Origin of the sequence: Bilophila sp. 4_1_30 (genome assembly GCF_000224655.1) — a bacterium.
Taxonomy (GTDB): Bacteria; Desulfobacterota; Desulfovibrionia; order Desulfovibrionales; family Desulfovibrionaceae; genus Bilophila; species Bilophila wadsworthia.
This window is the reverse complement of the sequence record NZ_JH114231.1, coordinates 309,386-320,030: the sequence shown is the minus strand read 5'-3', so window position 1 is coordinate 320,030 and position 10,645 is coordinate 309,386. Positions and strand designations below refer to the sequence as shown.

The window sequence follows — 10,645 nt, the reverse complement described above, 5'->3', positions numbered from 1 at the left end:
GCTTCGGACTGCAGTTCACGCACGGTGACGGTCTGGCCCATCAGGTTTCTTGCCGGCGGCGGCCCAGTCGTCAGCGAGTTCGCCCATCACGGAAGACGGCGTGATAGGATAAATACAAGCGACATCGCTGAGAGCATACGCGATATGCGTGGTTGCCGTGTTGCCGTCCATGGTTTTCATTTTCTTAGCCATGAAGACTCCCTTCCGCCCCCCGGCGGACTTTGTTTGTCATGCCTTCAAGAAGCATAACGAGATACGTGTTAGCCGTGTGGTCACGCATGGGCCAATACGGCAAAGTCGTGTACTATTCCCAGATACGGCGAGCCATTATGAATAGGCTTTTCCCATAACATTCATCGGATGTGTACTCTCGGGGAAAAAAGCTCCCTTGCAGAGAATACCGACTTGTGCATCCGTGTCTATTGTTATGTTGCCGCTCCGGCTCTGTCGTTCAGGCCCGTACGCCCCGCAAGGCAACTCCCTCCCTCGCTTTGGCAATGAAACCTGACACATTCGTTTTTCCGCAGGGAAGATGTCATTCCACACATTTTTGAGATGAAAGACAAAATTCCGCGTGCGAAGAGACAATAGCATGGATTTGTTTGGTTGAACAGTCTATTTCCGTCAAACACGCAAAAAATCTTTTTGCACAAACAACGTTTTCTTTATGATTAAATATTTTTAATAATAATTTCAATAGATTATTTATGTATGCCCCTTATTCCGTTTACAGAAAAACCGCTAAATCAAATCAGGGTCTACGGGCTTGCGTTCCCAATGGATTTTCCCTTCGCCTTTTCTGAATTTACGGAGGAGGACATAGAGGGCTCCCGCTCCCCCATCGGAAGGTTTGGCCGTACAGAACGCAAGAATGACACGCTTAAGCGGTTCTTGGGTAAACCACTCCTGAACTTTCTCTCTGAGGATGGATATACCATGAGGAGAGTTCAGGCCGCGTCCGGGCACCACGAGGACCGTCCGTTGCCCTTTGAAATACGCCGCACGGAAAAAGCCCACCAAAGCGTCAAAAGCCTGTTGCGCGTTCATTCCATGCAAGTCCAGATGTGACTCCGGACTGAACTGACCCGCCTGCAGTTTTCCTACAAGCATCAGATCGAGGCCGACAACATGTCCTTCCACATATTCATCGGTGAAGGCAAGCGCAAACTCGAGCTTTCCGTCGATGAATTCCTGAAGCGGGTTAGACGGCGTCTGCACGGGAGGAATAGATACCGGCGCTTCCGCCGCCACTTCCCGCCCCTTTCCAGAAAGCGGGGTAACATCCTGCATGGCCGCAAAGAAATTGATGTCCTCCTCGCCTGTTTCGCTCTCCATTTTTTTCGGGGTGGAGGAGGCAGTATTCTTGCCGGCTATTTCAGGAGCAGGATTGTTTTTTTCGTTTTTGGTAATGCACGATCGGTCTCCCGGAGAGCTTGTTTGCCGAGTACAGGATTCTCCAGTGAGGTGGCGGAAGGCCGTTTTTCGCGTTTTGCGTTTGCCGGAGCGTCCAGTTTGGTCACGCCGGAGACGGCATTCAAAAAGGCTCTGGTCTCCCCTTCATCCTGAGGAGAGACGAATTCCGCATAAAAAGAGGAAAACTCTCCCTCATTATTGGAGATGGGGCCGTTTTTCTTGAGGCTTTTCGCCTTTTTCTTTTCGTCATGGGACAGAAAACGTTTCTTATCAAGCTTTCGAAAGGGATTTTCGCCTTCGAACGGTTTTTCTTCATTCATGATTTGCAACCTTCAGTGTGTTGGGAACAATCGGATATCGGCTAGAATAGTCTCCGAACGGGCGGACCGCAAGGGCGGGAATGGGGAAACGGAGTACTCGAGAAAGGAAACTGGCCTCTTGCACAAGTAATGGGAAAAGCCTATTCTTACCGGACAAGTTACCCAATGCCAGTTTAGGAGAGGATCATGCCCCTGACGCGAGCCCAAGCGTATACCGAAGCCGGAGTGAACATCGATGCCGGCAATTCCGTTGTTTCCCGTATCAAATCCATCGTATCCCAGACCCATATCCACGGGGTCCTTTCGGATATCGGGGGGTTCGGCGGGCTTTTCAAGCCGGATATGTCCGGAATGGCCGAACCGGTGCTGGTTGCTTCCACCGATGGTGTCGGCACCAAGTTGAAGCTGGCCTTCGCTTTCGACAAGCATGATACGGTCGGTATCGATCTTGTGGCTATGAGTGCCAATGATATTCTGGTTCAGGGCGCGCGTCCGTTGTTGTTCCTCGACTATTTTGCGACCGGCAAGCTTGATGTGGACAAGACCACGCAGGTGATTGCCGGCATCGCGGAAGGCTGCAAGCAGGCCGGATGCGCCCTCCTTGGCGGTGAAACGGCCGAAATGCCCGATATGTACGCTGACGGCGAGTATGATCTCGCGGGCTTCTGCGTAGGCATGGCCGACAATGCCAAGATCGTGGACGGCTCGGGAATCCGTGTCGGAGACGTGCTCATCGGCCTCGCTTCCTCCGGCATCCATTCCAACGGCTATTCGCTTGTCCGCAAGATCCTTGACAAGAGTGGCCTTGGCCCCGATGACACCATGCCCGGTTCCGACCGGACAGTGAAGGATGTCCTGTTGGAGCCCACCTATATTTATTCCGACGTCGTGCGTAACCTGATGCGCGACCTGCCCGTCAAGGGGATGGTCCATATCACGGGTGGCGGCTTCTACGATAACATTCCCCGCGTCCTGCCCAATTCGGTCACTGCGGATATCAAGTTCGCTTCATGGGATGTGCAGCCCGTTTTCCATTGGCTGCGTGAAGAAGGCGGCCTGACATGGCCTGAAATGCTGCAGATCTTCAATTGCGGCATCGGTTATGTCTTTATTGTGCCCAGCGAAGTCGCGGAAGAGGCGATGGGCCGTCTTGAGGCCATGCACAAGGGGGCTTGGGTCATCGGGACGATCGGTCGCCGTCAGGATAAGGACGAAGAGCAGGTCAAGATCCTGTTCTAGCCGCTTTCTGAAAGCTTGTTTATGGAAAGGCCTCCCCACGGAAATGTGGGGAGGCCTTTTTGCTGGTCCTGAGTGTACGAGAAAATGAACAACGGCTCGCTTACTGTTGGATGAGCCCTTGTTTGATTTCCGCTTCCATAATGCGGGCGTCAAGCCAGTCCATCATGTGGCGCTCCGCTTCCGGAGAGAGATAGCATACACATTCGCAGCGCATACGCCCTTTAGCCCGGACGAGGAATTCAAGCCTGACGGCATCGTCAAGGATCTCCAATGCAAGGCAATGCGGCCCGCACGAGGATTCGTGCTCACGCTGAACGGGAAGCAGGCGTTCTTTCTCTAGAGGCAGCCAATACAATCTTTCAATGCCGGACTGACAGCCGCGTTTCGTTAGCTGCGCCTCAAGGTTGGCAATGACCTCGGGCTGGAGTTCGTCTACAAGATAGCAGCGCATGACCGCTCCCTATGGCAGTTGAGATTCGTTTCTGTGGACCCTGCGCGTACATCGGCCCATCGGGTGTTCGTCATCCAGTCCGAACATACGCCTGATCAGTTCCACGTTGCGGGAAGCTGTCTCGGACTTGGCTTCCTTCAGGAACGTAATGGGCTCATGCGAAAGCTTCCGGATCAGACCATGCAGCATGGCCTCCAATGCCTCACGGGTTTCCGGATTCACGGGACCGAGCCGTTTTAAGGTCCTCTGGAGCTCTTCTTGCGCATGGGTTTCGAAGTGGGAGAGCAGGTCCACAATAGTGGGTTGGAGCTCCAACGATTCCAGCCAAAAGGCAAAGGCATTGACCTCTTCGTCAACGATCCCCTGCGCCTTTTCCGCTTCGACGCGCCGATGGGCCAGGTTTTCTTCAACCACTTCTTTCAGATCGTCGATGTCATAGAGGTAGACGTTATCCACGTTGTTGACGTCGGGATCGATGTCTCGGGGGACCGCGATGTCAATGAAGAACATCGGCCGGTATTTGCGGCGTTTCAAGACGTCCTTGATGTCGCGTGCGCGGATAATGGCTTCCGGTGAGCCCGTGGAGCTGATGATGATGTCCACATCGGCAAGATGCTCGAACAAGTGCTCAAAGGGAACGGCTTCTCCTTTGAATTCGGCGGCAAGCTCTTTGGCGCGCTGGTAGGTCCGGTTGGCGACCTTGACGTTGCTGATCCCGGCTTGAATCAGGTGCGTGGCAGCGAGTTCCGCCATTTCGCCAGCGCCGATGAGCATGGCCTGGTATTGGCCCATGTCGCCGAAAATACGCTTGGCAAGCTCCACGGCCGCGTAGCTGATGGAAACGGCGCTCGCCGCAATGCCGGTTTCCGTGCGTACCCGTTTGGCGACACTGAACGATTTGTGCAGGAGGCGATTGATGATGGTCTTCGTCGTCCCGGCCAGGGTTGCCTTGCGATAGGCTCCTTTGAGCTGCCCAAGTATCTGCGGTTCTCCGAGCACCATCGAATCGAGGCTGGAGGCAACGGTGAACAGGTGTGCAATCGCCTCACGGCCTTTGTGGATATACACATACGGCGCGAGTTCGACGGCTTTCCGGTTTTTGGCGGAGGCCCACGCCTCCAGAATCAGCCCCGGCACGTCGCCTTGGCCCACGGCAAGGATTTCAACCCGGTTGCAGGTTGAGAGGATCAGCGCTTCGTCCAGCGTCGTTTCGGACGAATCGTTTTCCTCCGAAGGGCGCAACGGAATGGCCCACGTGTCTTTGGAGCAATGATCCGTCAACGCGAAACGTTCCCGCACCTCAACGCCGGCAGTGCGGTAGTTGAGCCCAATAAGGTAGATTTGTTGTTCCATATCAGCGTGGTGTGGTCAGAAAACTGTGGTGTGTCGTCATAAAGAGGTTCACCACGATGAGCGAAAACGCGCAAACCGTGAAGATCCATATTGCCAGAATTGCCGGTTTGCGTCCTTGCCAGCCCTGCGTGAACCGCTGGTGGAAAAGCCAAGCGTACAGGCCCCAGACAACGAGCGAAATAAACTCTTTGGGATCTCCGGAAAGGATTGTGCCCCAATTGATGCGGGCCGAGATAAACCCAAAAAGCACGCCTGCCGTGAATAACGGAAAACCGACCGTCGTCGTGAACGCATTGATCTTGTCCAATGCGGAGAGGGCAGGGAGATCCTTTTGGAAGCCCGCCAGCTTTGATTTCGACTTGATGCTCTTCGCTTGGATGAGGAAAAGCACGCCCGCGCCGAAAGCAAGGGCCATCAGGCCGATACTGATGAATATCGCTGCGATATGGATGGTAAAGGTCATCCCCGAAAGCACGGGGGGAAGCGGTGTTTCGGCATGACGCAGCAAGAGGGCGATCAGAAACGTCAGCAAGGAGAATGGCGCCACGGTCAGGAGCAATGCCTCATAGCGCCACCGGAGCCACGCGACAAGCCCGCTGAGGGTAATGCACCAAGCCAGAAGCTGGACATACACGGAGCGGGTCAGGCCCGTGAATCCGTCGTCCATAAAAGTGGCGATCAACAGTAATGTGTGGGTGGTGAAGGCAAGCACCGTAAGCACAAGGGCAGCGCGCTTAAGCCATTCGTTCCGGGCAAGGATGCCCGCCACGACGGCCGCCGTCCCAAGGGCGTACAGGTGAATGGCCAGAACCGGCAACAGTTCAGGCAAGATCATGCAGCAACTCCATGATATGCGGATGCAGTTCGATGGGTAACAGTTCCCTGAGCAAAGATTCGCACGTTTGCCGATCCCGACGCTGCAGGGCTTCGGACAGGGGCGAATCCACAATGCTCCGGAAGAGAGTTGTATTCTGCCTCGTCTCGTGATGCAAGGCAAGAACCAAGGGGCGGAGCCGCATCAAAAGTTCGCTTATCCCCGTATAACGCTCTCCGAGCCACGCTTCCAGATCTTCACGGATCTTCCGGGCAAGCGCCGGGCTGGCGCCTCCAGTGGAAAGGGCGATGGCGATATTCCCTTGTTCGACAAGGGCGGGTACGATAAAGGAACTGTCCTTAGGGGCATCGGCGCAGTTACAGAGGATGCCGCGTTCCGCGCAGGCCCTCGCCACGGCATCATTGGTCTGCCTGCTGCTGGTGGCGGCAAAAACCAATGCGCACCCCTCCACATCGGACGGTGTAAAGGAGCGTTTTGTAAAACTGACGCGTTCATCTTCAAGCAACACTTGAAGATTGGTATCCGGTTCAGCCAGGTCAACGACGCGAAGCCGCTCAATAGGGCATTCGAGCAAGGAAGCTATCTTGCGGCAGCCGACGGCACCCGCGCCGACCACAAGGCAGCTCTGCCCGGAAAGTTCCAAAAAAACTGGATAGTAATGCATAAGGCGTCCGATAGGGTTGTAACGGAAAACATATTCGTAACCTATGAATTACCGAGCATAACACGACCACGCCCCTTCGTCCACAGATGAGGGAATGGGGCCTTTCGGGTGTCCTTTGTCCGGTGCGTGCGCATGGAGGGAAGATGATCCGGGCATTCAAAGAAGAAGACACGGAAACCGTTATCCGAATATGGCTGGCGGCTTCCGTTCGTTCCCATTCTTTTATTGATAAGGCATATTGGGAAAAGAAGGCCGAGGCCATGCGGACCTTGTATCTTCCGTTAAGCGAAATCGTTGTGGATGAGGACAGGGCTACGGGAGAAGTGGTGGCCTTTATGGCCTTCGTGGAGGACTATCTTGCGGCGCTTTTTGTTGCCCCCTCGCACCAAAAGAGGGGAGTGGGGTCTCGTTTGCTGGCACTGGCCAAAAAGATGCGCGGGACACTGGATCTTTCCGTTTATGCGGAAAACGAGCGGGCAGTCGCCTTTTACCAAAAAAACGGGTTCCGTATAACCGGTGAACGGATCGAAGAAATGACCGGTCACACAGAGCTGCTCATGACTTTCCCATAAACGGCAGCGCATTTTTTACAGCGGCAGGCTGGTTGAATTTTTTCGGCCAGCCTGCCGCTTGGAAAGCAAAGACTAGTTCAGTCCCAGTTCCTTGATAAGCGTTTCTTTGATGCTGTCGATCGTGCCCTGACCGTTGAGGACGATGTACTTGGTTTCGCCCTTTTCGGCCAACGCCTTGAAGTAATGGGCGGCAGCCAGCGTCCCCGTTTTGTCATCATAATAAATGTCATGGCGCTTGTTGATCGCGGCTTCGTCCTGATCGTCAGCACGGGCCGTGAGCTCGCCGCCACAGACCCGGCAGACATCGCCATTGGGCTTGATGGCATCAATGAAAATGTTGTTGGGATGGTTGCCGTCGTTCTTGCACACCCGGCGGCCCATGATGCGATCGCGGGCGATGTTGCGGGGCAGATCGATTTCCACCACATAGTCAAGCTTCATGCCCTGTTCCTGCATCGCCTTGTGCAGCTGTTCGGCCTGGGCGATATTGCGGGGGAAACCGTCAAGCAGCCAGCCGTCAGCCCCTTTGGTCTTCAATGTTTCGAGGACCATTGGAATGGTGATGGAGTCAGGGACGAGTTCGCCGCGATCCATATATTCCTTGGCCTTTTTGCCGAGTTCGGTTCCGCCGCCCACGTGTTCGCGGAAAATGGCTCCGGATTCGATATGGGCCAAGCCAAACGCCTTCTTGATAAGAGCGCCCTGCGTGCCTTTGCCGCTGCCGTTGGGACCGAACATAAGGATATTCATGATCCAAAGTCTCCTGTGTAAGAGGTCGTATGGTGCTGGCGTCTTCAGAACAATCTGAGGCGGAAGCACAAAACCCGCCCAGAAGGTTGGGCAGGGATCCTGAAAGGTTAAAAGGAAGAATTCGTTTTGGAAACCGGCAGAAGGGCGTGCCCTTCATGCTCGGGATCGGAGGCTACGAGCCCGTTTTCTTCCAGATAGCTCTGGCCTTCCTCCACGAATTCCTCATGCGTCGCATCAGGGCGTATACCGGGGCAAAACGCCTTGGCCAGATGGAGGCTTTCGGCATCGGCCATGTTCCCCCGAAAAAACGGCCATGCCCGGCAAACATCGGGCTTGATGGCATGGACGGTACAGCTTTGTCCGGCCCGGAAAAAAATACAATTGCCGTCTTCGCCCGTCCGTACTTGCCATTTCCCGTTCCGGAAAACGCCATAAGCATCAAGGAAAGCCTGTTTTTCGAGATTCAGGCCTTCATAAAGGCGTTTCAGATCCTTGGGGCTCAGGACAATGCCGCCTTCCCCTTCGCAACATTGACCGCACATCTGGCAGTCAAAGACAGTTTTCTTCATGATATCAGTTTCCTAAGAGGCGTTTGTGTTCGACCATGATGCATAAATCTTCAACGACGGCGATCCCGGCCTTCCCAACGATAGAAGCGGCTTCAGGGCTCACGATGCCTTGCTGCATCCAAAACAGTTGAGGCAGAGGGGAGAGTGCCACGGTTTCCCGCGCATGATCAGGGCAGTATTGAGGCGCCCGGAATACATTGATGATGTCAACGGGAAAAGGCACCTCGGCAAGCGAAGGATAGGTTTGCAGGCCCCACACGTCTTTGCGTATGGGGTGGACCGGGATCACTTGGTAGCCTGCTTGGATGAGATACTTCCCGACGCGGTCAACAGGCTGACCTTCTTTATCTTTTGCACCAACGACGGCGATTGTGCGGGCTTGGGTCAGAAATTCGCGCATCCTGCCGTCGGAGAGAAATGCCTGTAACATGATGGACCTCACAAAAAGAGTGCAGAAAAGTTTAGTTGGTTATGCCAATAAAGGCAACGAAAAGGTTTTGGGTGCGTAGTCTCCGTCTGGGATAGCACGGAAAAAGTTGTTTTCCAGTTAGTTGCCACGAGCGCTTTTAAAGTGAATTTATGACGCATAGTCTTTTAAAATTATGTAAATTTATAACATCAAACATCCTACCAAAACAAACCACAAAAATATTTCACCGGATTACGAGGACACCTTTCAAATCCTCTGTTGCAATGGAAGAGAAAATGAGGAAAATTCCAAGGATCAATGATTCAAAGGGAACCTGTTAAAATGGACCCAAACGAACCTGCTGTATAGAAGGAGAGCTGATCATGTCGAGCCCCGATCTGTTGCCGCTTGGAGAGATAGAATTCCGGTATGCCCGCTGCCGCCGTCTGTTGCGCACGCTCGCCCCTGACGCAGGGGGGATGCTCGTTACTTCCCGGCTTGGCATTTATTATTTGACGGGAACGTTGGGGTGGGGGCTCGTATGGCTGCCCGTTGAAGGGGAACCCGTTTTGCTGCTTCGTAAGGGAGTGGAACGCGCACAAATGGAATCCCCCTTGCGTCACATTCTTCCCTTCAAGTCATATAAGGAAATCGCCTCTCTCTGCGCTGGGTGCGGAAGCCCGCTTTCTTCCGTCATTGCCGTGGATAAAAACGGATTCAACTGGTCGATGGCGGAGATGCTGCAAAGCCGTATGGAAGGTGTGCGGTTCACCTCCTGTGATGCCGTCCTTGCTCAGGCCCGAGCCGTAAAATCCGAGTGGGAGCTCAAAAAACTCCGTCGATGCGGGGCATTACATGCAAAAGTTCTGGATGAAATGCTTCCGGAACGCATACACCCCGGCATGAGTGAATTTGATGTTGCGAGAACGTATGTGGAAGCGGTGTTCACATGCGGCGGAAGCGGCATGTTGCGGATGAATGCGCCGGGTGAGGAAAACTTTTTTGGTTATGCCTCGGCTGAGACGTCCGGCATTTATCCCACCTATTACAATGGCCCTCTTGGTTGCAAAGGCATGTGTCCGGCCATTCCGTTTATGGGAAATGCCGAACGCGTTTGGCAGGATCGCTCCTTGCTTTCCATCGATATGGGGTTCAATGTTGAAGGGTATAATACGGATAGGACACAGGTGTACTGGAGTGGCGCGGCCGATACGATCCCCGATCCGATTCGCAGGGCACATGCCGTGTGCGTTGAGATTTTTGAACAAGCCGCAGCAGCGTTGAAACCGGGAGCCGTTCCGGCAGAGATATGGACAGAGGCATGTGCCGTTGCCCAGCGCGAAGGCCAAATGGACGGGTTTATGGGGTTAGGGCGCGACAAAGTCCCATTCCTGGGGCATGGCATAGGTCTGACTGTCGATGAGACCCCGGTTTTTGCCAAAGGCTTTACCGCTCCGCTGGAACAGGGCATGGTTGTGGCTATTGAGCCGAAGATCGGCATCCCCGGCGCAGGGATGGTCGGCCTTGAGCATACGCTGGAAATCACCGCGTCAGGGGTTCGTCCGCTTACGGGGACATCAAAGCATATCATCCTGATCGGTTGATTTCTCTTCCATAACCCGTGTCCTGCCGATATGATTGTGATGCCGCTCAGAAGCGGGCTTGTTCGCCTCCACAATCCTCTTGCCTTTGGGCAAGGACTTGTGGAGGCCTTTACCCATTCTATTCCCCTGCTTATCCGTTGGTAGGATGCATTAGAGGTGCGGCAGTTTTCTCCTTCCGCTCTTGTTTCTGTCCGGCGGCATACGGAGCGAGGCTTGACAACCGGTGGGAAGGCTTCATTGATTCCATGTGATTTTGGGAATGACGTTCAATGGTTGACGAGGTACTTTCGTGTATACAGATGTGATGACCGAGATCGCCCGTCTCAAGGCTGGGCGGATACACGTTGCGCGCGCGGGGCTGGCCACGCAGGCGCGGCTTTGCGTGGATATGCTCCAACAGGGCCGTGGCATGGCTTGGGTCGTAAAAAACAGGGATGAGTTGCTTACCGCCCGCGCTTTGATGCGG

Annotated in this window: 13 protein-coding genes; 3 read left to right on the top strand and 10 right to left on the bottom strand. The window is 54.2% G+C overall.

Going from position 1 to position 10,645, the window contains the following annotated elements; all coding sequences use genetic code 11:
* Window positions 1–15: 15 nt before the first annotated feature.
* From HMPREF0178_RS20780 to HMPREF0178_RS01545, 3 genes are all read right to left on the bottom strand, one after another.
* The gene (locus HMPREF0178_RS20780; protein WP_009378456.1) at window positions 16–192 is read right to left on the bottom strand and encodes a hypothetical protein; all 177 of its coding nucleotides are present in this window, start codon (window positions 190–192) and stop codon (window positions 16–18) included.
* 549 nt (window positions 193–741) lie between these two features.
* A complete protein-coding gene (locus HMPREF0178_RS01550) occupies window positions 742–1,335 on the bottom strand; it encodes a Smr/MutS family protein (protein ID WP_009378454.1) in 594 nt (197 codons plus the stop codon).
* A gap of 35 nt (window positions 1,336–1,370) precedes the next feature.
* The gene (locus tag HMPREF0178_RS01545; protein ID WP_009378453.1) at window positions 1,371–1,733 is read right to left on the bottom strand and encodes a hypothetical protein; all 363 of its coding nucleotides are present in this window, start codon (window positions 1,731–1,733) and stop codon (window positions 1,371–1,373) included.
* Between the two features lie 186 nt (window positions 1,734–1,919).
* On the opposite strand from HMPREF0178_RS01545, the gene purM reads away from it, so the two are divergent.
* Window positions 1,920–2,972 carry a phosphoribosylformylglycinamidine cyclo-ligase gene (gene purM / locus HMPREF0178_RS01540; protein ID WP_009378451.1) on the top strand — a complete coding sequence of 351 codons (1,053 nt, stop codon included), beginning with the start codon at window positions 1,920–1,922 and terminating at the stop codon, window positions 2,970–2,972.
* A 100-nt stretch (window positions 2,973–3,072) separates the two neighbouring features.
* Here the strand turns inward: purM and HMPREF0178_RS01535 are convergent, their stop codons facing one another.
* From HMPREF0178_RS01535 to HMPREF0178_RS01520, 4 genes are read right to left on the bottom strand one after another with little or no spacing between them, the layout of a single operon-like run.
* On the bottom strand, window positions 3,073–3,423 hold the full coding sequence (locus HMPREF0178_RS01535; protein WP_009378446.1) for a hypothetical protein: 351 nt from the start codon (window positions 3,421–3,423) through the stop codon (window positions 3,073–3,075).
* A 9-nt stretch (window positions 3,424–3,432) separates the two neighbouring features.
* Window positions 3,433–4,776, bottom strand: a complete 1,344-nt coding sequence (gene hemA / locus HMPREF0178_RS01530; protein WP_009378444.1) for a glutamyl-tRNA reductase — start codon at window positions 4,774–4,776, stop codon at window positions 3,433–3,435.
* A gap of 1 nt (window position 4,777) precedes the next feature.
* Window positions 4,778–5,611 carry an inner membrane protein YpjD gene (locus HMPREF0178_RS01525; RefSeq protein ID WP_005027027.1) on the bottom strand — a complete coding sequence of 278 codons (834 nt, stop codon included), beginning with the start codon at window positions 5,609–5,611 and terminating at the stop codon, window positions 4,778–4,780.
* Window positions 5,598–6,275 (bottom strand): bifunctional precorrin-2 dehydrogenase/sirohydrochlorin ferrochelatase, encoded by a 678-nt coding sequence (locus HMPREF0178_RS01520; RefSeq protein ID WP_009378442.1) that lies wholly within the window; start codon window positions 6,273–6,275, stop codon window positions 5,598–5,600. The genes HMPREF0178_RS01525 and HMPREF0178_RS01520 overlap by 14 nt, the downstream gene beginning before the upstream one ends.
* 143 nt (window positions 6,276–6,418) lie before the next feature.
* On the opposite strand from HMPREF0178_RS01520, the gene HMPREF0178_RS01515 reads away from it, so the two are divergent.
* The gene (locus HMPREF0178_RS01515; RefSeq protein WP_009378441.1) at window positions 6,419–6,847 is read left to right on the top strand and encodes a GNAT family N-acetyltransferase; all 429 of its coding nucleotides are present in this window, start codon (window positions 6,419–6,421) and stop codon (window positions 6,845–6,847) included.
* Between the two features lie 72 nt (window positions 6,848–6,919).
* Here the strand turns inward: HMPREF0178_RS01515 and HMPREF0178_RS01510 are convergent, their stop codons facing one another.
* The 3 genes from HMPREF0178_RS01510 to HMPREF0178_RS01500 form a co-directional block, all read right to left on the bottom strand.
* Window positions 6,920–7,597 carry an adenylate kinase gene (locus HMPREF0178_RS01510; protein WP_009378439.1) on the bottom strand — a complete coding sequence of 226 codons (678 nt, stop codon included), beginning with the start codon at window positions 7,595–7,597 and terminating at the stop codon, window positions 6,920–6,922.
* Between the two features lie 107 nt (window positions 7,598–7,704).
* Window positions 7,705–8,166 carry a YkgJ family cysteine cluster protein gene (locus tag HMPREF0178_RS01505; protein WP_009378437.1) on the bottom strand — a complete coding sequence of 154 codons (462 nt, stop codon included), beginning with the start codon at window positions 8,164–8,166 and terminating at the stop codon, window positions 7,705–7,707.
* A 4-nt stretch (window positions 8,167–8,170) separates the two neighbouring features.
* The gene (locus HMPREF0178_RS01500; RefSeq protein ID WP_009378435.1) at window positions 8,171–8,596 is read right to left on the bottom strand and encodes a CoA-binding protein; all 426 of its coding nucleotides are present in this window, start codon (window positions 8,594–8,596) and stop codon (window positions 8,171–8,173) included.
* A 362-nt stretch (window positions 8,597–8,958) separates the two neighbouring features.
* Between HMPREF0178_RS01500 and HMPREF0178_RS01495 the strand changes: the two genes are divergently transcribed.
* Window positions 8,959–10,179, top strand: coding sequence for a Xaa-Pro peptidase family protein (locus HMPREF0178_RS01495; protein WP_009378434.1), 1,221 nt, complete (start codon window positions 8,959–8,961; stop codon window positions 10,177–10,179).
* The last annotated feature ends 466 nt before the right edge of the window (window positions 10,180–10,645 follow it).